Consider the following 21,490-nt stretch of genomic DNA (forward strand, 5'->3'; position numbering starts at 1 on the left):
TCGATCCCCGAATTTCAGTGTTTGAGCGACTCAAACAGCCATATTCGCCAGTACGGATATTCCGAGATATAGAGATTTAGTGTCTGAAAAAGGGGGTATAGAGCACCCGAAATCTTGAGCATCGGTTTCCGTCTGTCGATTGGATCTAGTGCTCATACATGCTTCTTACTGGGTAGATTGAGGAACCTGCTCTCACTGCGGACTGCTATTCGGCTTCGAGACGGCTTCTACCCTAAAATTAGAGTAGCGATAGCGTCGTTGCTCACTTGCTACTCGAATCACCCTGTCCATCATCGTCTGTACCCGTTTCACGACCGCTTCTTTCGGACCGCTTGACTGCTGATGAACTGGTTCTGTCGGCTCTAGACCGTTCATCGACGATGCTCGTAGCCCCGTTACGTGTAGTACGATGATGGACTCCTCCATGAGCATCAAGCGAATCAAGACAGCGTTCAAACTCCTGAGCGTGACAATGCCGGTACGTGTGACCCTGAGGAGCGAGGCTGGGTTGGGGTTGAACACGCGACGACCACATCATGTTGAGTGGGCTGAACAACCACCGAGAGCAGAGTCTTTTATTTGGACCCGATCTGAGTCCGTGCCTCGGTCGGGGGAGGCTTCGACACAGGTGTAGGACGGACAGGGTGCACATCCGGGAGGTGCTGATCCGCCGATAGTCACACGTGATGAACGGCATAACGGCGTTCATCATTGCCGTCTTGCCGAGAGGCATCCAGTCACAGAGACGTCGAAGCACGAGCGCCACACAGTCTCTACGGTGGAGTTAGCGACCTTACAGAGGAGACCGCACAGTTGGTCGAATCTCTCATGTCGACGAATCGAGCAGCTTCATCAGTGTCGCAGCATACGAGCCACGAGCTCCCAACGAACAGTCGATTAGAGCCCCAAGACGTTTGTCTCGCCGGACAGTCGACCGGCGTATGCAGTCGTGGTCCCGCAGACACGCCCTCCAGGCACTGAGTACTGGCGCGCTCGCCGCCCTCGCCGGCTGTTCCGGCTCCAGTTCGGGTGGGAGTTCGAACAACCGCGTTCCGCGCGGCACGCCCGTCAAGGAGTACGACGAGCGACGCGTGCGACGCGACGCCGACCGGCCGCTGGTCACCGTGACCGCCGAGAGCGACGACACACTACAGAACGACAACGGCGTGCACGAGTACCTCACGTCACCGGACGAAGTCGAGGGGCTCTCTTTCGACCTCCCCGACGGCGCGGGCGACTTCCGGACGTTCGTGACCGACACCGACTTCGAGTCGGCGCTGGTGCTGCTGGTCGAGCGGACGGTCGCGGCCTGCAGCGACCTCGAAGTAGTCGGGGTGTACCGCGAGGACGACGGACTCGACGTCCAGTTCTGCTCGGCCGAGAAGCCGGCAGACGCCGCGTGTGCGTCCGGCGACCGGGACCGGGTCGCCGTCGCCATCCGACTTCCCTTCACCGGCGAGCGGCTGACCGGGTTCGGCTACGGCTGGTCGAGTTCCTGTCACACCCGGCCCCGACCGTTCGATCCGCCCGAAGACGACGAGGGAGGTGAACAGCGATGACCGAGCGAACGCGCGACGACGGTGCCGGGAGCCACGCAGACGGCACAGAGTCGGAGCCACGTTCGAGTAGCCGAAGCGGAGCCGTCTCGCGCCGTGCGGCACTCGGGGCAGGCGTGGCCGCGCTGACGACGCTAGCAGGGTGTAGCGCTCTCTCTGGCGGCGACGATGGCCCGGACCGCACCTACGACACCGAGGCGCTGCGGGCCGTCCCCGGCCAGTCGGTCCCGACGCCGCCGTCGACGCTGCCGATCTCGGTGCCGACCGAACGGTTCACCGCTCACGAAGAGCGGACGCGGGAACTGCTGGACGCCGTGCCGAGCGACCCGTCGCTCCCGAACGGTCGGGTGACCCAGCGACTCGCCGACGCGCGCGAACAGGTCGCGTCGGAACTCGCCGAGGGCGTCGCGTCGAGTGCCGATACCGGCTCGATTCGCCTCGGTCGGTGGCGGCATGTCCGGGCGGACGCCGCCGAGGTCGCAGGGCAGTACCGGGCGGCGACGGGTGAGGTCTCACGGGAGGCGGTCCGGACGAACCGCGAGCGACTGCGGCAGTCGGTCCACGAGTTCCAGGTCGACTGGCAGTACGCCGCGCCCGATCCGGCCGCGGCGGTCGCGCTCCACGACGAAGTCGAGACGCTGCTCGGCGTCGCCGAGCGGGCGACGCGACCACGGCGCCAGTTCCCGGTCGATCCCGTGGCGAACGTGCGACTGGCGGCCGACCTCCTCGCGGAACTCGAACGTGGCCGTGCCGCACTCAGGGACGCCCGCGCACTCGTGACGGCGATGCGGACCGACGGCGACGACCTCGCGGGGTACCGTCCGCAGGTGGCGGCCGCCGCGAGTCGACTGGAACGGGTCGTCGACGTCACCGAGGACCGCGTCCGGGAGTACGTCGACCCGGAGGGGACCGATCCGAACTCCGTCTTCGAGCGGGACGTGCGCGACACGCCCGCCGTATCGCTGTTCGACCGGGCTCGCGACGACCTCACGTGGCGGCTGGACGACCTCGACGGGGCGCGAGCGGCCGGCGAGACGGCCACGGCTGTCCGGGAGGCGGCGTTTCTCCTGACTGGGTACGAGGCGCTCGCGGACGCTGTCGACGCGATCGAGTCGGAGGCGGCCCTGACCATGCCGCCGGCCGACGCGGGAGCGATAGAGACGCACCGCGACCGGGCCGTCGACGCGCTGGAGTCGGCCTCCGCGGTGACACCACACGCCGTGAGCCGGTGGCTCGCTCGCCGGGCCGCCGGCGGACTCCGCGAGGGCGACCGGAGACTCGAAGAGGCCGATGGGACCGACGTGTACACCGTCGACCGGGCGACGGGCGCGTACGGCTGGGTCCGGCTGTTCGCCGAGACCATCCCCGAGACGACGGCGTTCGTGGGCAGCGTGCTTGCGGACCCGGACGTCGAGACGCCCGACTACGGGAGGGAGTGAGCGATGCGGCGTATCGTGACACCGAACAGGCTCCTCGGGGCTGTCCTGACCGTGCTGGGGACGGCGCTGTGCGTCTGGGCGGTGCGCGGCGGCCCGGGCGGGAGTGCGGGTGGACCCGCAGTCGGGGTCAGCCTCGCGGCGATGCTGGCCCCGGTCGCGCTCGGCGTCGTCGCACTCGGCGCGGGCGTCGTCGCACTCGCCGACGGCTACACGAAGGGACCGGCGGCCATACTCGCTGGAATCCTCGCCGTGGGGGCCGTCTACGGGACCGTCGAGTCGCGACTCCTCCTGTGGCTTCCGGCGACCGCGTTCGCGGTGCTCGCGGTCGGCGTCGTGGTCGGCGCTGTCGCCGTGTCGTACAGGGTGACGCCGAGTGCCGGCTGAGTATCGACGGAGCCGGGTGTGAAGCCAGCAGGTCGGTCGTGGGATGGCCCGACCGCCCGACCCGACCAGCTAAGCGTCGGGCGTTCGTAGGCCGGGTCATGCTCGGCGGTACCGAACTCGTCGACCTCGCGGACGTCCCCGAGGTCGGCTCGTTCCTGTTCAGCGTCCGTGACGTGCGTGGCAATCGCGACGAGGCGATCCTCGTCAGGTGTGACGACCCCGAGGCGGCAGTCCCGGAGGGTGCGGTCGTCGACGACGCGGGCGACGATTCGGCAGACGCGGACGGCGGTGAATCGACCGACTCCGACAGCCTGCCGGTCGCAGTCGAGGCGTGGATCAACCGCTGTCCACACGAGGACCAGCGACTCGACCGCGGTGTCGGCGCGGGCGCGGCGATGCGGGATGGCCAGATCGTCTGCCCGAAACACGGGTCGATGTTCGACTCGTGTTCGGGGTACTGTGACAACGGCGAGGCGAAGGGCACCGAACTCGTGCCACTGGCGATCGAGATCGAAGACGGCGCGGTGTGGCTGACCGACGACGACTATCGCTTCGATTCGGTCGGCGGGTTGGACGACGATGACGACGACATGCCCGACTCGACCTCGCACATCGGCTTTTGAGCACGGCGAATCGGACGTGTGGCCGGGTCAGCAGTTCGCCTATCAGGGACTCAGCAAATTCAAGGTGGAGCCTCGGGCCTCAAGGAGCGACCAAAGCGTAGCGACGGGAGCGAGTAGGCTGGAGAGGAAACCGGCATGATACGACACAACCGACGTACTACGTCCGGCTGGCTCCCGAACGGTCAAGTACTGTCTCTTCTTCTCTGAAGTATGGACGTGCGTCGAACTGCTGTCGTGAAACTCACCGTTTCTGACGAGCAACGCGACGCACTCCACCGAACCGCCGAGCAATACCTGTACTGCGCGAACCGAACCGCCGACTACTGTTGGTCTGATACCTCTTACACCGAGTGTAAGACCAACAAACGGAACGTTCGTGATGCGCTCTACTCCAAACTTCGCAAGGAGACAGACATACAGGCCCAACTTGTCCAAGCCGCTATCAATCGCGCCGTCGAAGCCACCAAAGCGTGTGTCAAACGGTGGAAAAAGGGACAGCGCGTCTCTCAACCGACGTTCACCGCCGAAACGATGGGTTACGACACGCGAAGCGCGACGTTCTACCGCAACAAGGTGTCGCTGGCAACCGTTGCGGGCCGAGTCGAACCGTCGTTCGTCCTCCCAGCAAACAGCCCGACACCATACGAGCGGTACGTTCTCTCCGAGAGTTATGAGTTCCGTGAGAGTACACTTCGGTACGATGCGACAACCGACGAGTTCTACCTCAACATCTCGACGCGGCGGTTAGACGGCGACGCAGAGGTTTCGAGAGATACCGGGCACCCCGACCAAACGGTCCTCGGTATCGACCTCGGCGTCAATAGCCTTGCTGTGTCCTCAACCGGCACGTTCTGGCAAGGAGACGACTACGACCACTGGACTCTGGAATTCGAGAAGCGGCGTGGAGCGATGCAACAGCGCGGCACGCAAGCCGCACACAACGCTCTACTTCGGCTCGGCAAGCGTGAAAGAGCGTGGCGCAAACAGTACATCCACACCGTCGCCAATGAAATCGTTGAGGAGGCCGTCGAACACGACTGCGACGTAATCGTGTTCGAGGACTTGACCGACATTCGTGAGCGGGTTCCGCAGGCGAAGTGGCACCATATCTGGGCGTTTCGACGCTTATTCGAGTACGTCGAGTACAAGGCCACCGAGAAAGGCGTCTCCGTGGAGCAAGTTGAACCGAACCACACGTCTCAACGCTGTTCTCGAATGGACTGTGGCTTCACGCATGACGGCAACCGCCACGGCGAACACTTCTGTTGCCAGAAGTGTGGGTATGAGGTGAACGCGGATTACAACGGTGCGAAGAACATCGGGCTACGGTACGCTCGGAAGCGGACACACAGACTCCGGTCCTCGCCCAAGTCGAAGAGCGGAGACGCACGAGTAGACGTGCGTGTGAATGGTGGGACGCTGAACGGTGAGAGTCACCGGCCTATTGCCGGCGACTGATTGCCGGGAGTCCACATCAAATCCCCAGCCTCAAGGACCGAGGCACAGAGTGCCGAGGGAGTAGGGTGGGGTCGTTTACGGACTCAGCCGCTCGGGGTCGCGCGGGAACAGGATCGCTTCCTTGATGTTGTCCAGGCCGGCGAGTTGCTGGATCAGGCGGTCGATGCCGAGGCCGTAGCCGCCGTGGGGCGGGACGCCGTACCGGAAGGCGTCGAGGTAGAAGGAGAAGTCGTCGGGGTCGACGCCGCCGGCTTCCATCGCGGCGATGAGCGTCTCGCGGTCGTGTTCACGCTGGCCGCCCGAGGAGAGTTCCTGCCCGCGGTAGAGGAGGTCGAACTTCCGGGAGGCGATGTCGTCGCCCTCGCGCTGCCAGTAGTAGAACTTCTCTTTCGGGTAGCCGACGACGAAGATGGCCGGGTGGCCCTGTTCCTCGAAGTACTCGCCGAGCAGTTTCTCGCCCTTCGTGTCGAGGTCCGTCGGGTCCTCCGGGAAGTGGCCGTACTCCTCCTCCAGAATGTCGAGTGCCTCGTCGAAGGTGATACGCGGGAAGGGCTCTTCCGGAACGGTCAGTTCCGAGCCGAGGAGTTCGAGTTCGCGTTCGGCGTTCTCGACGACTGCGCGGATGGTGTGCCGGAGCGACTCCTCCTGCACGTCCATCACGTCGTTGTGGTCGGTGATGAAGCCGAGTTCGACGTCGAACATGGCGATCTCGGAGACGTGCCGAGAGGTCGAGAAGTCCTCCGCGCGGAAGGCGTGGCCGACCTCGTAGAGGCGGTCGAAGCCTGCCGCGACGAGCATCTGTTTGTACAACTGCGGGCTCTGTGAGAGGAACGCCTCGCGGCCGTAGTAGACGACCGGGAAGAGGTCGGCACCGCCCTCCGCGCCGGCCTCCGAGAGCAGCGGGGTGTCCACCTCCTCGAACTGCTCGGACTCGAACCAGTCGCGCATCGCGGCCATCGCCTTCGACCTGAGCGAGAAGATGGCCCGCACCTCGGGGTTGCGCACGTCCATGTACCGGGTGTCCAGTCGCGTGGAGAGGTCGGCGTCGACGTCTTTCGACACCTCCAGCGGGAGGGGCGACTCGGACTCGCTCAGGACGTCCATCGCGGTCGGGGCGAGTTCCGCGCCGCCGGGGGCCTGGTCGGCCGCCTGGACGATCCCGGTAACGTGGATCACGTCCTCCCGGGAGAGGTCTTCGGCCGCCGCGAAGAGGTCGGCGTCGTCGTCCTCTTTGAACACGAGTTGGATGCGTCCGGTGCCGTCCCGGAGGATCACGAACAGCAAGCCGCCGAGGTCGCGCACGTCGTGCACGTGGCCCGCGACCGAGATCTCGTCGCCGTCCTGTTCCGCCGTCACGTCTTCCGCGTAGATTCGTTCGATCATCGGTGTGTGGTGTGGTCGTGTGGGTGGTCTGCTCGCCGGTCGCTCACACGAAGCGGCCGGTCGCGTGTCGGGTCTCGACTCGAAGAGAAGTGGCGTCTCCTCACGGAGACGTGGGACCCGCGTTCCCGGCGGTGGGTGGTGCGACGCGGTCGCCGCACCCCGTTGCTCGCTTCTCGATTCGCACCGCCGTCATCGTGTGGAATCGTTCACCGCGCGGAATAAATATCTGTCCAAGCGCACCCGCGGCGGGACGGGGTCGTCAGTGTGCTCGACGCCCGTTTCGGCAGGTATGCGGAAGTGATCGCTGACGGCGGTGGATACGGCTACTGCTGTGACTGCGACTACAGAGACTACTGCGACTACCGTTGCTACTGCGAAGCACCGCAGACCGCACCCGCGACAGCACTGTTGACCGCGACAGCACCGCAGACCGCACCCGCGACAGCACCGCTACGGTTTGTAGCGCGCCTCCCAGCGGAACCGCGACAGCACGGCAACAGCACCGCCACCGCACCTCGGTCCTCCCCAGCCTCGGGGTTCTCCCCGCACCGCCCGAACCCCTCCCTCGCGCGCGTTCCTCGCACGCGCCGGATTCTCCACGCGCCGGATTCCACGCGCCGGATTCTCGGTCGAGTCGCACACGACCCCCGGTCTTCGAGCGACCTCGACCGGTCCCGATTCCGGGGGCGGTCCTACCGGCACACGCCGGACCGCGAGCCATCACCGCGTCTCGACACCCGACGCCGTGGTGAAGGCGTCGCTCGTCACCGATGTCCGGCACAACACACAGCCTTCGGCCAGTATCTCCGCGCGGATGTCGGCGTCCACGTGCATCTCCGCCCCACAGGACGGGCAGTCGAACACGAACCTGTGTGCCATCGTCACCTCCACAGTCGCCTGCTACGCCGTGTCTGTGGATGACGACTCGCCCCACATCGTGTGGGTGTTGAAAAACTGCGAGGGATCGACGCCCGGCGACGACCCCGCCGCCGGCGCGACGGACTCAGTCGTCGAGAATCGCGTTCAGGAGCTTCGACTGAGCAGAGGCGAGGTGTTCCGCGAACGTCGACCGGTTGATGTCGAGCGCCTCGGAGACGTCGGTCGCGTTCGCGGAGCGGGGATGCTCGAAGTAGCCCATCTCGTGGGCGGTCTCCAGCACCTCGCGCTGGCGGTCGGTGAGCGTGGCGCGGTCGACGACCACGAGTTCCTCCTCGTCGTCGGGGCCGGCAGAGCGCGTCAGTCGCCGGAGAGAGACGCCCGAGAACTCCTCGCGGAGGTCGACCACGACCGACCGCACCGTCGCCACGTCGCCCGCGAGAAACGACAGCACCAGGGCCCCGTCGGTCGCCCGGAGGTGCCGGACCGGCGGGCCGTGTGTCTCGACGTGTTCACAGGCGCAGGCCGGTGTCTCCGAGGCGTCGCGGGCGAACCGGTAGACCGTCTCGTCGCCGTGGCAGAACACCTCCTCGACGCCCTCGGCCCCGTGGTCGTCGGTTGCGGTGAACTCGACTGCGGTCCGGCCGTCGTTGGGGACCGACGACCGGGTGACCCGCTGGATCTGTCCCGACCCCTGCGAGGCACCGACGACTCGGCACGCGCTCGGATCGGTGATCACCACCTCTGCGCGGACGCCGCGAGACGACATACCCTTAGGTTGATCGTCACGGGTGAAAACGACACCGGAGGCGAGAGTGCGGTCTGACACCGCAGGCGACGGTGAGGTCCGATCGCGACCCGCGACGCCGAGAATCGAGCGACAGCGTGGCGACGAGCGCGGTCGGTATTTGAACCCCCAGCATCCTATGGTCGGCGGGTTAGGCGGGTAGAGCCGTCAGGTGTGAGTGTACGGCCATGTCCCAGAGTAGCCTGTGCTCGGCCACGTGGGGCGACGGACGCCGAGCGAGACCTGCGGATCGACGACCGAGCGAGGCGCGCGAGGTGATCGCCTGTGCGGCGTGAGACGATCGTCGTGGTCTGTCTGCTCGTCGCGGTCCTGCTCCCGATGTGGTTCGTCGCGCTCCACGGGGAACCGCCGAGCGAGGAGATCGAGATCGACCAGAGCGTCACCGAGATGCGACCCCTGCAGGAGATCGTCGACACGCCGAACAAACTCGCGCCGAGTCAGGTGGGCGTGATCGTCTGGGTCGCGCTGTTCGGCCTCGTGGCGCTGTTGACGGCGGTGCATCGGTTCATGAACGACGCGGTGCGACCCGACGACGGCGAGCAGACGGCGGGTGACGCCGAGTCGCCGGTGGCCGACGGCGGCCAGGTCGGTCTGCCGTGGTTATGGACCGACGACCGGTGGGTCGTCGAGTACCACGACGCCTCGGACGCGATGGAGGGGATCCTCGCCATGGGCGGGTTGACGGTCCTCGCCATCGTCTTCGCGGCGCTGTTCACCGGCGAGTATCTGACGCTGGCGCGGACGCAGTACTTCGGCGTCTACGCCACGGGGATGTTCCTCTCGCTGGCACTGCTGACCGTCGCGTACTACGCCTGGTTCATGCCACACGTCGAGGTCGCCGAACGGAGGGGCCACTGATGCGACGCGAGACACTGGACACGATCGACGACTGTGACGACGACTGTGAGTCGTGCGACGACGACCCGGCCGGACTCGCCGGTGCCGCCGACTGCGACGACGGACACGCAGATCGTGCCAGCGGGCACGCGGACGGCACCGACGGGCACGCCGACTGCAGTTCGTGTGACGGCGGCGGGAGCCACCGACCGAGCATCCTCTCGGACGCGCGGGCCGCGGTCCGGCGGCGCGACTACGCGAAACTGCTCGCCACCGTCGGTGGGATGACGGCGGTCGGCAGTCTGGCCGCGCCGCTGGCGGGACTGACGCGCGTCTTCGAGCGGTCGTACACCGGGCCGATCTACTCCGACGGCGTCTACCTCGTGGACGGCGAGGGGAACCGACTCACCGAGTCGGCGCTCTCGGAGGGGGAGAAGCTGACCGTCTTCCCGGAACCGCGACCGGGCATCGAGAAAGCGCCGACACTACTGGTCCGGCACGCCGAGGACGCCTACGGCGGCGGCACGAAAGCCGAGTTCACCGTCGCGGGGTACGCGGCGTACTCGAAGGTCTGTACGCACGCGGGGTGTATGGTCTCGAACGAGGAGGGCGGGACGCTGGTCTGTCCGTGTCACTTCGGGAAGTTCGACCCGACACAGGGGGCGTCGGTCGTCGGCGGCCCGCCGTCACGCGCCCTGCCGCAACTGCCGATCACGCTCTCCTCGGACGGCTATCTCGTCGCCACCGGCGACTTCGACGGCCCGGTCGGGCCGGGGGGTGAGTGATGTCCCGGATCGACCGCCTCGCGGACCGGGCGACCGAGGTCGGCACGCGCGCCTACGACTGGACCGACCAGCGGTTCGACCTCGACTCCGGGCGGGAGTTCCTCGGGAAGGCGTTCCCCGCCGAGGACTCCTTCCTGTTGGGTGAGATCGCGCTGTTCTGTTTCCTCATCCTGATCCTGACGGGGCTGTTCCTCGGGATGTTCTTCGAACCCTCGACGAGCGACGTGGAGTACGAGGGGAGCGTCGACCGGTACCAGGGCGAGGAGATGCCCGAAGCGTTCGTGAGCGTCCTGCACATCACCTACGACATCCCGTTCGGCATGTTCATCCGGCGGATGCACCACTGGGCGGCCCACCTGTTCGTGGCCTCGATCGGGTTACACATGCTCAGGGTGTTCTTCACCGGGGCGTACCGCAACCCGCGTGAGCCGAACTGGGTGGTCGGTACCGGTCTCGCGGGGCTGGCGATGGGCGCGGCCTACACCGGCTACGCCCTCCCGTTCGACGAGTTCGCCGCGACCGCGACCAGCATCGGCTACAACCTCGCCATCTCCGTCCCGGTCGTCGGCGATGTCCTCGGGAAGGCGTTCTTCGGCGGCGAGTTCCCGTCGAGCGCGACGATCCCCCGACTGTACTTCCTGCACGTCCTCGTCATCCCGGTCGCCATCGCCGGCCTCCTGGGAGTGCACATGGCGATCCTCCTGCGGCAGAAACACACCGAAGCGCCGCGCGATGACGACGTCCCCGCGCCGGGCGAGGCGACCGTCGTAGAGTCGGAGACGGCAGCAGAGTCGAACGTCTCGGGCGACACCGGCGATCCGGTCGTCGGCGACGGCGGGGTCACAGCCGTCGGGACCGACGACCACAGGGGTCGGTCGACGGTCGACAGGGACGACGACAGCGTGGTCGTCGGCCTGCCGGCGTTCCCGAACCAGGCGGCCGTGAGTGCGGTCGTCTTCTTCCTGACGCTGGCGACGCTCTCGACGCTCGCCGGGTTCCTGCCGGTCCACAACATCGCGGAGTACGGCCCGAACAACCCGGCCGGCACGCCCGAACTCATCATGCCGGACTGGTTCCTGATGTGGGTCTACGGCTTCCTGAAGTTGCTCCCGTCGTGGACGAGTTTCACGGTGCCGGTTGTCGGCATCCACGTCTCCGCCGAGTTCGTCGGCGGCGTGCTGATGCCGGCGCTCGTCTTCGGGGCCATCGCGGTCTGGCCCTTCGTCGACTACCACGACGAGTCGACCCACTTCACCGCGAACCCGCTCGCCCGCCCGTGGCAGACCGCCGTGGGCGTCGCGGCGATCCAGTTCGTGATGATCGCCTCCATCGCGGGGATGAACAACCTGCTCGGCCGGGCAGTCGGCGTCGGCACGGAGGTCGTGAACCCGATTCTCACGGTCGCCCTGCTGGTCGTCCCGGTCGGCTCCGGCCTCGTCGTCTACCGCGTCCTGCGCGGGTCGGCCGCGGACACCGACGGCGACGACGGCGACACCGACGCGGTCGCCGACGGCGGGACTCCCGCAGCGGACGACCGCGCCCCGGAGGTGAGCGACGATGGGTGACGCGGAGGCGGCCGCCGCGGGCGAGCGCGCAGTCGGCACCCGCCGCCCGGCGCTCTCACCCCGGACGTACCGCTACCTCGACCGCGCCACGAAACTGGTCGGCGTCGGCCTCGTCGCCGCCGGCCTGAACGCCGGCGGCGACACGCTGACCGGCCTGACGCTCGGCGTGGTCGGCGCACTGCTGGCACTGACGACCGTCTTCCTTCGGAGCGACCCATGAGCCGGAACGACACACTCGACGACGCCGCTGACGAACAGCACGACACGACTGCCGAGGGCGACGAGACGCCGGACGTGGGCGACCCACCCGGCGACCCGGCACGCGGCGAGGCGTCGGCTGCCGACGACCGGACGTTCGCGCCGGACACCGACGAGTCCGTCTCTCGGCGGGGGTTCCTCGAAGGCCTCGGCATCGCGTCGGTGCTCGGCCTCGGCACCGCGACCGCGACCGAGGACGATCTGTTCGGGATGCAGGGGCTCAAACCGGTGGACGACCCCATCGGCAACTACCCGTACCGCGAGTGGGAGGACCTCTACCGCGAGGAGTGGGACTGGGACTCGGTCGCCCGGTCGACCCACAGCGTCAACTGTACCGGCTCCTGCTCGTGGAACGTCTACGTCAAGAACGGGCAGGTCTGGCGCGAGGAGCAGGCCGGGGACTACCCCCGGTTCGACGAGTCGGTGCCGGACCCGAACCCCCGCGGCTGTCAGAAGGGGGCCTGCTACACCGACTACGTCAACGCCGACGAGCGCATCAAACACCCCCTCAAGCGTGTCGGCGAGCGCGGCGAGGGCAAGTGGAAGCGCATCTCGTGGGACGAGGCGCTGACGGAGATCGCCGACCACGTCATCAGCGAGGTGCAGGCCGGCCGGTACGACGCCATCTCCGGGTTCACACCGATCCCGGCGATGAGTCCGGTCTCGTTCGCCGGCGGCTCGCGGCTCGTCAACCTGCTGGGCGGCGTCTCCCACAGCTTCTACGACTGGTACTCGGACCTCCCGCCGGGCCAGCCGATCACCTGGGGGACTCAGACCGACAACGCCGAGTCGGCCGACTGGTACAACGCCGACTACCTCATCGCCTGGGGATCGAACGTCAACGTCACCCGCATCCCCGACGCGAAGTACTTCCTCGAAGCGGGCTACGACGGGACGAAGCGCGTCGGCGTCTTCACCGACTACTCCCAGACCGCCATCCACACCGACGAGTGGGTCAGCCCCGAACCGGGCAGCGACACCGCGCTCGCACTGGGGATGGCACAGACCATCGTCTCGGAGGACCTGTACGACGAGGGGCACCTGAAAGAACAGACCGACATGCCCCTGCTCGTCCGGCAGGACACCGGGAAGTTCCTCCGGGCCAGCGAGGTCAGGAGTGTGAGTACGGACGCCGACGACCCGGACTGGATGCTCCTGATGCTCGACGCGGACGGACGCCTCCGGGAGGCACCCGGGTCGCTCGGCGAACGCGACGGCCAGCACGACGACTCGAAGAGCATCGAACTCGGCTTCGATCCCCAGTTGGACGCCGAGACGACCGTCCAGACGACCGACGGCGAGGTCCGCGTCCGCACGGTGTGGAACGAACTGCGGGACGAACTCGCTCAGTACGATCCGGAGACGGTCCACGAGGAGACCGGGGTCGGCCGGGAGACCTACCAGCGGGTCGCCCGCGAGTTCGGCGAGGCCGACGCCGCGAAGATCATCCACGGGAAGGGCGTCAACGACTGGTACCACAACGACCTCGGGAACCGGGCGATCCAGTTGCTGGTGACGCTGACCGGCAACCTCGGAGACCCCGGCACCGGCCTGGACCACTACGTCGGCCAGGAGAAGATCTGGACGTACGAGGGGTGGAAGGACCTCTCGTTCCCGGCGGCGGGCGGCCGGAGCGTCCCGACGACGCTGTGGACCTACTACCACGCCGGCATCCTCGACAACACCGATCCCGACACCGCCGAGCGGATTCGAGAGGCGATCGACGAGGAGTGGATGCCGGTCTACCCCGCAGAACGCGAGGACGGCACCCGACCCGACCCCTCGACCATGTTCGTCTGGCGGGGCAACTACTTCAACCAGGCGAAGGGCAACGTCGCGGTCGAGGAGGAACTGTGGCCGAAACTCGACCTCGTCGTGGACGTGAACTTCCGGATGGACTCGACGGCGATGTACTCCGACATCGTGCTCCCGGCCGCGAGCCACTACGAGAAGCACGATCTGAACATGACGGACATGCACAGCTACGTGCACCCGTTCACCCCGGCCGTCGAACCGCTCGGGGAGGCGAAGACCGACTGGGCCATCTTCCGCGAGTTGGCGGAGACCATCCAGCGGCGTGCCCGTGAGCGCGGCGTCGAACCGATCGAGGATCGGGAGTTCGACCGCGAGATCGACCTCCAGACGATCTACGACGACTTCGTGCGCGACCGGCAGTCCGGCGAGGAGAGCGCGCTGGTCGAGGACCGCGCCGCCTGCGAGTACATCCTCGAACACTCCGAGGAGTCGAACCCCGCCGACACCGACGAGCAGATCGAGTTCGCCGACACGGTCGAGCAGCCACAGCGCCTGCTGGCCGGCGGCGACCACTGGACCTCGGACATCGAGGACGGCGAACCGTACGTCCCGTGGCAGGACTTCGTGCGCGAGAAGAACCCGTGGCCGACCGTCACGGGCCGCCAGCAGTACTACGTCGACCACGACTGGTTCCTCGAACTCGGCGAGCAGTTGCCGACCCACAAGGAGGGCCCCGAGGGGATGGGCGGCGACTACCCGATGGAGTACAACACCCCCCACGGCCGGTGGTCGATCCACTCGACGTGGCGGGACAACGAGACGCTCCTCCGTCTCCAGCGCGGGGAACCGGTCGTCTACCTCCACCCCGAGGACGCGAAAGAGCGGGGCATCGAGGACGGCGACGCGGTCGAGGTGTTCAACGACCTCTCCTCGGTCGAGTTACAGGCCAAGCTCTACCCGAGTAGTCAGCGCGGGACCGCCCGGATGTACTTCGCGTGGGAACGGTTCCAGTTCCCCGACGACGCCGACTTCAACTCGCTGGTGCCGATGTACATGAAGCCGACGCAGTTGGTGCAGTACCCCGAGGAGTCGGGCGAACACCTCTCGTTCCGGCCGAACTACTGGGGACCGACCGGCGTCAACAGCGACGTCCGTGTCGACGTGCGGAAGACGGGGGGTGACGGCGGATGAGCGCCGACGACCCGGCCGACGAGGGTGGTCGTCGCCACGGCGTCGGGGACGCGGCGGCGTCCGCGAACGACCAGCAGGCACAGCAGCAGGTGGACCTCGCCGACGGCGTCGACCACCAGGTGGCGATGGTGATGGACCTGAACAAGTGCATCGGCTGTCAGACCTGCACGGTCGCCTGCAAGTCGCTGTGGACCGAGGGCGGCGGCCGCGACTACATGTACTGGAACAACGTCGAGACGAAACCCGGCGCGGGCTACCCCCGCGACTGGGAGGAGTCCGGCGGCGGGTGGAAGTCCGGCGAGCACACCGAGCGCAAGCCGGGGGAAGTGCCCTCGAAGGAGGACTACGGCGAGGCGTGGGAGTTCAACCACGAGGAGGTCATGTACGAGGGGAGCGAGGAGCCCCTGCGTCCCGAGGAGAACCCCGAGTGGGGACCGAACTGGGACGAAGACCAGGGCGCAGGCGAGTACCCCAACTCGTACTACTTCTACCTCCCGCGCATCTGCAACCACTGCACGCACCCCTCCTGTGTCGAGGCCTGTCCCCGGAAGGCCATCTACAAGCGCGCGGAGGACGGTATCGTGCTCATCGACCAGGAGCGCTGTCGCGGCTACCGCTACTGCGTCGAGGGCTGTCCCTACAAGAAGGTGTACTACAACGCGACGACGAAGACCTCCGAGAAGTGCATCTTCTGTTACCCGCGTAAGGAGGGTGAAGGCCCCGAGGGCGAGACGTTCGCGCCGGCCTGCGCCGAGGAGTGCCCGCCGCAACTGCGACTCGTCGGCTTCCTCGACGACGAGGAAGGACCGATCTACAAACTCGTCGAGGAGTACGAGGTTGCCCTCCCCCTGCACCCGGAGTACCGGACCCAGCCGAACGTCTACTACATCCCGCCGTTCGCGCCGCCGCAGCACTCCGAAGACGGCGAGACGGTCGACGTGGACCGCATCCCGCGCACCTACCTCGAAGAACTGTTCGGCGAGGGGGTCCACGACGCGCTGGACACCATCGAGCGCGAACGCCAGAAGGTGAACCGTGGCGGCGAGAGCGAGATCCTCGACCTGCTGACGGACACGAACCCGGCACGGAAGTACCGGCTGGAGGTGTTCGACGATGCGTAAACGGAGTGTCGCATCGTCGAACTCGTCAGGGCCTCGCCCTGACGGTGTTCGAATGAGCGAACGAAGTGAGGTCATTCGAGTACGCCAGAGCTTCGCTCTGGAGGTGTTCGACGATGAATAGGAGAAACACCAGTGACAGAAACAGGACGCGCTACCGCGCGCTCGCGGTCGTCGTCGCCTGTCTCGTCGTGGCGACGACCGCACTCGGCCCGGCGCTCGTCTCGGCGCGCCCGGCCAACCAGATTCCGGTCGAGGACGTTTCGGCCGCGGAGAACCCACAGACACCCGACAGCGCGGCGTGGGACACCGTCCCGCCGGTGACGGTCCCGCTGGCCAGCGCACCCAGCGGCGTCCCGAACGCCTCGGACACGTCGGTCGAGCGGCTGAAGGTCCAGACCGCCCGGACCGACGACCGGTTCTACGTCCGCCTCTCGTGGCCGGACGCGACCGCCGACCGGAACGTCACGGGCCCGCGCGACTACCGGGACGCGGTGGCGGTCCAGTTACCGGTGAACACCAGCGCCAGACCACCGATCTCGATGGGGAGCACCCGGAACATGGTGAACGTCTGGTACTGGCAGGCCGGCGGGGAGACCGAGGAACTGCTCGCGGGCGGCCCCGGCACGACGACGGAGTACGAGACCGAGGCGGTCGAGACGACCACGGGACACGACGACGGCCGCTGGACGGTCGTCCTCTCGCGGAACATCGAGAGCGACGCGCCGAACCGGACGACACTCGCGGTCGACCACGACGTGGACGTGGCCTTCGCGGTCTGGAACGGCTCGCAGATGGAACGCTCCGGCCGGAAGTCGGTCAGCGAGTGGTACCACTATCCGCTCGGCGGCGGGCCGCAGGGGCCGCCCTACGAGTCGATTCTCTGGACCGTCGCCGGGCTGGCCATCGTCGGCGTGGCGCTGGTGACCATCGCTGCCGTCCGCAACCCCGGAGGTGGGGAGGGATGACGAGCGACCCAGCGGTCGACGGGGTGGCCGACGACGAGTCGCGGCCCGACACCGCCGAGCACGTCGGCGACGACGACCGACTCGACCCCGGAGCCGTGAACCGGCAGGCGGCCGCCCGCGGGAGCGTCTACGCGCTGCTCGCGGTGCTGTTCGACGAACCCAACGCGGCGGTGTACGAGCGACTCGCCGCCGGCGACCTCGACGCGACCTGTCGGGACCTCGTCGCCGAGAGCGGCCTCGACGTGACCCCGCCCGATCTGACGGTCGCGGAGGACCACGACACGCTGTGTGCGCGGTTCAACGACCTGTTCACGATCGGCTACGCCGAGTACGAGGATCGGACCGACGGGAGCCTCGACAGCGAGGGGCCGGCGGTGTCGCTGTACGAGACGGCCTACCGGCCGGACGCCTCCTGGACCGACGTGAACCTCGACCTGGCGCGGGCGTACGACTACTTCGGCCTCGAAGTCGACGAGTCTGCCCGCGACAACCACGACTTCCTCCCCTATCAACTGGAGTTCGCGGGCTACCTCGCCCGCCGGGAGGCGACGGCCGACCCCGAGTCGGCCCGTCAGCAGGCCCGTGCCCGCCTCGACCTCCACGACCGGCACCTCCACGTGGTCGCCGGTGGCGTCGCAGAGCGGATGGCCGAGGAGGCCGGCACCGGCATCTTCGGCGAGGTGGCAGACTTCTGTGCCCGGTTCGTCCGTGCCGACCAGCGGGCACTGGCCGACCGGTTCGAGGGGGGTGACGGCGGGTGAGCCGACCGACGATCGACACCGAGCGAGCGAACGCCGGTCCCGGCGAACGACTCGTCCGCCTCGGCGGGGCGGTCCCAGTCGCGCCGCGCACCCTCGCGGGCCTGCTCGCGCTGGTCCCGGTGGCCGGCGCGACGCTGTACCGCGTCGCCCACAACGCGCCCGGCACACTCCCGCCGGCCGTGATCGACACCGCCACCGCGCTACTCCCGCTGGCAGTCGCCGCTCCCGCCCTCGCGGCACTCCTGCTCGCCGGCGCGGCCGACCGGCGGACGGCCCGACTCGGTCTCGCGTTCGTCGGCGCGTTCGGACTGGTGAGTCTCGCGGGCGGGAGCGCGTGGTTCCCGGCGGCTGTGGGTGTCTCCGCCGGCCTCCTCGTTCTGGTCGGGGGTCGCGGTCGGTCGGCGCTCGCTCGGGGGACCACCGAGGTCCGGCAGGCCGGCGTGCTCGCGCTCCTGACCGCCGGCGTCCTCGTCTCGCTGGCGGCGACCGCCGGCCTCGCGCCGGCTACGCTCCGACCGGTGGGCTCCGGCCTCGCACTGCTCGGCGTCGGCCTGCTCCCGGCGAGCCTCCCGACCGACCGCCTCGCCCTGCTCGCGGGCGCTGCTGCGGGGCTGCTGACGGTCGCCGTCGCGTCGAGCGTCCCCTACGTCGCCGGCGCGGTCCTGCTGGTCGGCGGTGGTGTCGTCGGCGTCCCCGTCGGCCTCGTCGCCCTCGCGGTCGGTGGCGGGGTCGCGGCGACGGTCGGTGGTCTGCGCCGTGTGATCGGAGGCGTCGCCGACGCCGACGGGTCACTGCGACCGGTCGGGGTGTCGGCCGCGGTCGCCCCCGTGCTGTTGCTGACAGCGGGGGTCCCGGGGACGCTGCTGCGGGCGGTCGGCGTCGCGGTCGCGGTCGGTCTGCTCGCGGGAGGTGACCCGTCGTGAGAGACCCCGAAGAAGCGACCGACGGACCGCCCGACCCCGGCCTCCACCCGGAGAACAGTCCGGGATTCGACGCCGACCCCGACGGCCTCGAAGACATCGAGGTGGATCGGGACGTGACCATCGGCGAGGCGTCGCTCGCGGAACTGGCCGTGAGCGACACCGAACCGGTCGAGGACGACGCGCTCGCGGACCTCCTCGACTCCCTCGCCGACGGCTCGGTCGTCGCCCGGCGGCGGGCCGCGCTGGCGCTCGCGGAGCGGACGTCCGCCGACGAGGACGCGACGCAGGTCGTCACCGCACTCGCGCGGGCGGCGACGACAGACGAAGACGGCGAAGTCCGGCAGTTCGCGGTCGAGGCGCTGGCGAAACACGGCGGGCGCGAGGCCGGCGACGTGGCCCGCCGACTGACAGACGACCCGGAACCGTGGGTCCGCGCCGAGGCGGTCGTCGCACTCGACCGACTGGACCGGGCCGAGTACGCCGAGACCATCACGGAGGCGCTGTCGGACGAGCACCACGCGGTCCGGCGGAACGCGCTCGTCTCGCTGTTCAAACGGCGCGGCGAAGACGCCCTGCCGGTCCTCTTGGTCGCGGTCGACGACGAGAGCGAACGCGTCCGGGAGTGGGCGACCCACCTGCTCGGCGGCGTCGACGACGAGCGTGCCGAATCGGCACTCCGGGAGGCGGCCGAGACCGACGAGAGCGGGATCGTCCGCAAGACGGCCGAGCGGTCGCTGTCGGTCGACGCCGGCAGTTTCCGGCGGCAGTTCTCCGGGACGCTGGACGAGACCGACCAGCCACTACCCGGTGAGGACGCGCTGAACCGCACCCCCGACCTGTGACCATGCACGACGACCACCCAGAGCAGACGACCCGCGACGAATCGACAGACAGCAGCGTCACGGCGCCGCTCCGAGAGCGCGTCGAACGCGCCCTGCGGAACGTCCGGGACCCCGACGCCGGCGTCGACGTGTTCGAGGCCGGCCTCGTCGACTCGATCACGGTCGACGACGGGAGCGTGACGGTCTCGGCGAGCGTCGCCGAACTGGACGAGCGGACGGCCTCGGGCGTGACCGAGGCGATGCTCCGAGGGGTGCGGCAGGTGCCGGGCGTCGACTCGGCGACCGTCGAACCGGTCGCGCCCGCGGCCGACGACCTGTCGGGCGGGGTCGGTGCGTTCGACAGCGTCGTCGCCGTGGCGAGCGCGAAGGGCGGCGTGGGCAAGTCCACGGTCGCGACCGGCCTGGCCTGCGCGCTGGCCGGCGACCGGTCGGTGGGGCTGTTCGACGCGGACATCCACGGGCCGAACGTCCCCGGGTTGCTCGGCGTCGAGGGACCGGTCCACTCGGCCGACGACGGCAGTCCGCTCCCCGTCACCTGCGCGGGCCCGGACGCGGACCTCGACGTGATGAGCGTCGGTCTGATGGAGTCCGGCGCGCCCCTCGCCTGGCGCGGCGCGATGGCCCACGACGCGTTGACCGAACTGTACGAGGAGACCGCCTGGACGGCCGACGACACGCTGGTCGTGGATCTCCCGCCGGGGACCGGCGACGTGGTCCTGACGACCCTGCAAGAGGTCGCCGTCGACGGCGTGGTCGTCGTGACGACGCCGTTCCCCTCGGCGCTGGAGGACACCGCCCGGAGCGTGGAACTGTTCCGGGACAACGGCGTGCCGGTGCTGGGCGTCGTGGTCAACATGGCCGGCTTCACCTGTCCCTCGTGTGGCGACAGCCACGAGTTGTTCCCCGGCGAGGACCCGGCCGACCGTCTCGACGCGCCGGTGCTCGCGGAGGTACCCTTCTCGACCGACCTCCAGGAGACGCCGGTCCCGGGTGCCGTGGCGACCGAGTTCGAGTCGCTGGCGAGCGACGTCGCGGCGGCGGCCGCCGGCGCGTGGGACCTCGACCTGCCGGCCGACGCGGTCGACATCCGGGGCGACCCGCCGGAGCGCCGGAGGGCGCGCGTCCGAGAGGCGTTCAGCGCACTCGATCCTGGCGAGCAGTTCACGCTCGTCAGCGACCGCGACCCCTCGCCGGTCCGTGAGTTCCTCGCGTCGCTGGCAGAGACGGACTCCGCCGCGATCGAGGCCAGCGTCTCCCGGGAGACGCCGGACGACTGGCTCTTGACCGCCACCCACCCCTGACACATGGCACACGACACTCGTCGGTCCACACGGACGCACCGCCATCCCGAGACCGGACCGCGACTGACGGTCGTCGGCGACGACCGGGAGACGGTACGGCTGGCCGACTTCCCGACCGTCGACCGCGACTGCACCGTCGTCTGTGCGTCCGGCGACCGGACCAGCGCGACGTGGACCGGCGTCCCGGTGCCGGAGCTGCTCGACGCGGTCGGCGCGCCGCCCGAGACGACGCACCTCCGGGTCGTCGCCGACGACGGGTACGCGGTCTGTGTCGAGGTCCGGGACGCACTCGACGCGCTGGTCGCCCTCCGCCGCGATGGGACGCGACTGGCGGACGCCGAGGCGTACCCGACGCGGTTCGTCGGACCGAGCGTCCCCGGCGAACGGTGTGTGAAGGGACCGGTCGCGGTCGAGGCGCACGCACTCGGTGCCCGTGACGACCCCGAGGAACTGGAGGCGGTGACGCTGGACGACCCGCAGTTTGGGTGACTCGCGGGCCACCTCTCGGCTGTGACCGGTCGTCGCCAGGTCCCGAGACCGTCTCGTCGCGGACCGACTGGTCACCGCGACTCCGGCGACGTTCGGTGTCTCCGGCCAACTGTGGCGACCGCCGGGGGAGGACACCGTCGGTGCAGTCGAAGGCGGGCGGAGGTTCGGCG

At 68.5% G+C, this 21,490-nt stretch carries 20 protein-coding genes; 17 read left to right on the forward strand and 3 right to left on the reverse strand.

The genetic code is table 11. The features are described from left to right. Nucleotides 1–941 precede the first annotated feature (941 nt). The 5 genes from LI337_RS10250 (at nucleotide 942) to LI337_RS10270 (ending at nucleotide 5,460) form a co-directional block, all read left to right on the forward strand. Complete coding sequence (locus LI337_RS10250; RefSeq protein ID WP_227229749.1) at nucleotides 942–1,559, forward strand: hypothetical protein; 618 nt, start codon at nucleotides 942–944, stop codon at nucleotides 1,557–1,559. Further along, a complete protein-coding gene (locus LI337_RS10255; protein ID WP_227229750.1) occupies nucleotides 1,556–2,995 on the forward strand; it encodes a hypothetical protein in 1,440 nt (479 codons plus the stop codon). The genes LI337_RS10250 and LI337_RS10255 overlap by 4 nt, the downstream gene beginning before the upstream one ends. A gap of 3 nt (nucleotides 2,996–2,998) precedes the next feature. Next, nucleotides 2,999–3,379 (forward strand): hypothetical protein, encoded by a 381-nt coding sequence (locus LI337_RS10260; RefSeq protein WP_227229751.1) that lies wholly within the window; start codon nucleotides 2,999–3,001, stop codon nucleotides 3,377–3,379. A 98-nt stretch (nucleotides 3,380–3,477) separates the two neighbouring features. After that, nucleotides 3,478–4,002 (forward strand): Rieske (2Fe-2S) protein, encoded by a 525-nt coding sequence (locus tag LI337_RS10265; protein WP_227229752.1) that lies wholly within the window; start codon nucleotides 3,478–3,480, stop codon nucleotides 4,000–4,002. 210 nt (nucleotides 4,003–4,212) lie between these two features. Further along, nucleotides 4,213–5,460 (forward strand): RNA-guided endonuclease InsQ/TnpB family protein, encoded by a 1,248-nt coding sequence (locus tag LI337_RS10270; RefSeq protein ID WP_227229753.1) that lies wholly within the window; start codon nucleotides 4,213–4,215, stop codon nucleotides 5,458–5,460. A gap of 75 nt (nucleotides 5,461–5,535) precedes the next feature. On the opposite strand, the gene aspS is transcribed toward LI337_RS10270, so the two are convergent. The 3 genes from aspS to LI337_RS10285 all read right to left on the reverse strand — a co-directional run bounded on the left by aspS (nucleotide 5,536) and on the right by LI337_RS10285 (nucleotide 8,488). After that, nucleotides 5,536–6,843: an aspartate--tRNA(Asn) ligase gene (gene aspS, locus LI337_RS10275; protein WP_227229754.1), complete on the reverse strand. Its 1,308-nt coding sequence runs from the start codon at nucleotides 6,841–6,843 to the stop codon at nucleotides 5,536–5,538. A 720-nt stretch (nucleotides 6,844–7,563) separates the two neighbouring features. Beyond that, the gene (locus tag LI337_RS10280) at nucleotides 7,564–7,722 is read right to left on the reverse strand and encodes a DUF7560 family zinc ribbon protein (protein WP_227229755.1); all 159 of its coding nucleotides are present in this window, start codon (nucleotides 7,720–7,722) and stop codon (nucleotides 7,564–7,566) included. A 124-nt stretch (nucleotides 7,723–7,846) separates the two neighbouring features. Then, nucleotides 7,847–8,488 (reverse strand): helix-turn-helix domain-containing protein, encoded by a 642-nt coding sequence (locus tag LI337_RS10285; RefSeq protein ID WP_227229756.1) that lies wholly within the window; start codon nucleotides 8,486–8,488, stop codon nucleotides 7,847–7,849. A gap of 303 nt (nucleotides 8,489–8,791) precedes the next feature. Here LI337_RS10285 and LI337_RS10290 point away from each other — a divergent pair, with 303 nt between their 5' ends. The 12 genes from LI337_RS10290 (at nucleotide 8,792) to LI337_RS10345 (ending at nucleotide 21,320) form a co-directional block, all read left to right on the forward strand. Beyond that, the gene (locus LI337_RS10290) at nucleotides 8,792–9,385 is read left to right on the forward strand and encodes a hypothetical protein (RefSeq protein ID WP_227229757.1); all 594 of its coding nucleotides are present in this window, start codon (nucleotides 8,792–8,794) and stop codon (nucleotides 9,383–9,385) included. Next, on the forward strand, nucleotides 9,385–10,149 hold the full coding sequence (locus LI337_RS10295; RefSeq protein ID WP_227229758.1) for a QcrA and Rieske domain-containing protein: 765 nt from the start codon (nucleotides 9,385–9,387) through the stop codon (nucleotides 10,147–10,149). Before LI337_RS10290 ends, LI337_RS10295 begins: the two co-directional genes overlap by 1 nt. Next, entirely contained in the window at nucleotides 10,149–11,714 is a 1,566-nt protein-coding gene (locus LI337_RS10300; RefSeq protein WP_227229759.1) for a cytochrome b, read from the forward strand. Before LI337_RS10295 ends, LI337_RS10300 begins: the two co-directional genes overlap by 1 nt. After that, nucleotides 11,707–11,934, forward strand: coding sequence for a DUF8120 family protein (locus LI337_RS10305; protein ID WP_227229760.1), 228 nt, complete (start codon nucleotides 11,707–11,709; stop codon nucleotides 11,932–11,934). Before LI337_RS10300 ends, LI337_RS10305 begins: the two co-directional genes overlap by 8 nt. Beyond that, complete coding sequence (narG, locus tag LI337_RS10310) at nucleotides 11,931–14,918, forward strand: nitrate reductase subunit alpha (RefSeq protein WP_227229761.1); 2,988 nt, start codon at nucleotides 11,931–11,933, stop codon at nucleotides 14,916–14,918. Before LI337_RS10305 ends, narG begins: the two co-directional genes overlap by 4 nt. Then, on the forward strand, nucleotides 14,915–16,039 hold the full coding sequence (gene narH, locus LI337_RS10315; RefSeq protein WP_303645254.1) for a nitrate reductase subunit beta: 1,125 nt from the start codon (nucleotides 14,915–14,917) through the stop codon (nucleotides 16,037–16,039). The genes narG and narH overlap by 4 nt, the downstream gene beginning before the upstream one ends. Before the next feature lie 113 nt (nucleotides 16,040–16,152). Further along, the gene (locus tag LI337_RS10320) at nucleotides 16,153–17,004 is read left to right on the forward strand and encodes an ethylbenzene dehydrogenase-related protein (protein ID WP_227229762.1); all 852 of its coding nucleotides are present in this window, start codon (nucleotides 16,153–16,155) and stop codon (nucleotides 17,002–17,004) included. Beyond that, nucleotides 17,001–17,765 (forward strand): molecular chaperone TorD family protein, encoded by a 765-nt coding sequence (locus tag LI337_RS10325; protein ID WP_227229763.1) that lies wholly within the window; start codon nucleotides 17,001–17,003, stop codon nucleotides 17,763–17,765. The genes LI337_RS10320 and LI337_RS10325 overlap by 4 nt, the downstream gene beginning before the upstream one ends. After that, nucleotides 17,762–18,688 carry a DUF8068 family protein gene (locus tag LI337_RS10330; protein WP_227229764.1) on the forward strand — a complete coding sequence of 309 codons (927 nt, stop codon included), beginning with the start codon at nucleotides 17,762–17,764 and terminating at the stop codon, nucleotides 18,686–18,688. Before LI337_RS10325 ends, LI337_RS10330 begins: the two co-directional genes overlap by 4 nt. Beyond that, entirely contained in the window at nucleotides 18,685–19,530 is an 846-nt protein-coding gene (locus LI337_RS10335) for a HEAT repeat domain-containing protein (protein ID WP_227229765.1), read from the forward strand. The genes LI337_RS10330 and LI337_RS10335 overlap by 4 nt, the downstream gene beginning before the upstream one ends. A gap of 2 nt (nucleotides 19,531–19,532) precedes the next feature. Beyond that, nucleotides 19,533–20,831 carry a P-loop NTPase gene (locus LI337_RS10340; protein WP_227229766.1) on the forward strand — a complete coding sequence of 433 codons (1,299 nt, stop codon included), beginning with the start codon at nucleotides 19,533–19,535 and terminating at the stop codon, nucleotides 20,829–20,831. Between the two features lie 3 nt (nucleotides 20,832–20,834). Further along, complete coding sequence (locus tag LI337_RS10345; protein ID WP_227229767.1) at nucleotides 20,835–21,320, forward strand: molybdopterin-dependent oxidoreductase; 486 nt, start codon at nucleotides 20,835–20,837, stop codon at nucleotides 21,318–21,320. Nucleotides 21,321–21,490: the final 170 nt, after the last annotated feature.

The sequence above is a fragment of the Salinirubrum litoreum genome, assembly GCF_020567425.1.
Taxonomy (GTDB): domain Archaea; phylum Halobacteriota; class Halobacteria; order Halobacteriales; family Haloferacaceae; genus Salinirubrum; species Salinirubrum litoreum.

Excerpts from the sequence above, each read along its gene's own strand:
- LI337_RS10250 (WP_227229749.1), top strand. The coding sequence starts at position 942 with ATGCAGTCGTGGTCCCGCAGACACGCCCTCCAGGCACTGAGTACTGGC.
- LI337_RS10255 (WP_227229750.1), top strand. The coding sequence starts at position 1,556 with ATGACCGAGCGAACGCGCGACGACGGTGCCGGGAGCCACGCAGACGGC.
- LI337_RS10260 (WP_227229751.1), top strand. The coding sequence starts at position 2,999 with ATGCGGCGTATCGTGACACCGAACAGGCTCCTCGGGGCTGTCCTGACC.
- LI337_RS10265 (WP_227229752.1), top strand. The coding sequence starts at position 3,478 with ATGCTCGGCGGTACCGAACTCGTCGACCTCGCGGACGTCCCCGAGGTC.
- LI337_RS10270 (WP_227229753.1), top strand. The coding sequence starts at position 4,213 with ATGGACGTGCGTCGAACTGCTGTCGTGAAACTCACCGTTTCTGACGAG.
- aspS (WP_227229754.1), bottom strand. The coding sequence starts at position 6,843 with ATGATCGAACGAATCTACGCGGAAGACGTGACGGCGGAACAGGACGGC.
- LI337_RS10280 (WP_227229755.1), bottom strand. The coding sequence starts at position 7,722 with ATGGCACACAGGTTCGTGTTCGACTGCCCGTCCTGTGGGGCGGAGATG.
- LI337_RS10285 (WP_227229756.1), bottom strand. The coding sequence starts at position 8,488 with ATGTCGTCTCGCGGCGTCCGCGCAGAGGTGGTGATCACCGATCCGAGC.
- LI337_RS10295 (WP_227229758.1), top strand. The coding sequence starts at position 9,385 with ATGCGACGCGAGACACTGGACACGATCGACGACTGTGACGACGACTGT.
- LI337_RS10300 (WP_227229759.1), top strand. The coding sequence starts at position 10,149 with ATGTCCCGGATCGACCGCCTCGCGGACCGGGCGACCGAGGTCGGCACG.
- LI337_RS10305 (WP_227229760.1), top strand. The coding sequence starts at position 11,707 with ATGGGTGACGCGGAGGCGGCCGCCGCGGGCGAGCGCGCAGTCGGCACC.
- narG (WP_227229761.1), top strand. The coding sequence starts at position 11,931 with ATGAGCCGGAACGACACACTCGACGACGCCGCTGACGAACAGCACGAC.
- narH (WP_303645254.1), top strand. The coding sequence starts at position 14,915 with ATGAGCGCCGACGACCCGGCCGACGAGGGTGGTCGTCGCCACGGCGTC.
- LI337_RS10320 (WP_227229762.1), top strand. The coding sequence starts at position 16,153 with ATGAATAGGAGAAACACCAGTGACAGAAACAGGACGCGCTACCGCGCG.
- LI337_RS10325 (WP_227229763.1), top strand. The coding sequence starts at position 17,001 with ATGACGAGCGACCCAGCGGTCGACGGGGTGGCCGACGACGAGTCGCGG.
- LI337_RS10340 (WP_227229766.1), top strand. The coding sequence starts at position 19,533 with ATGCACGACGACCACCCAGAGCAGACGACCCGCGACGAATCGACAGAC.
- LI337_RS10345 (WP_227229767.1), top strand. The coding sequence starts at position 20,835 with ATGGCACACGACACTCGTCGGTCCACACGGACGCACCGCCATCCCGAG.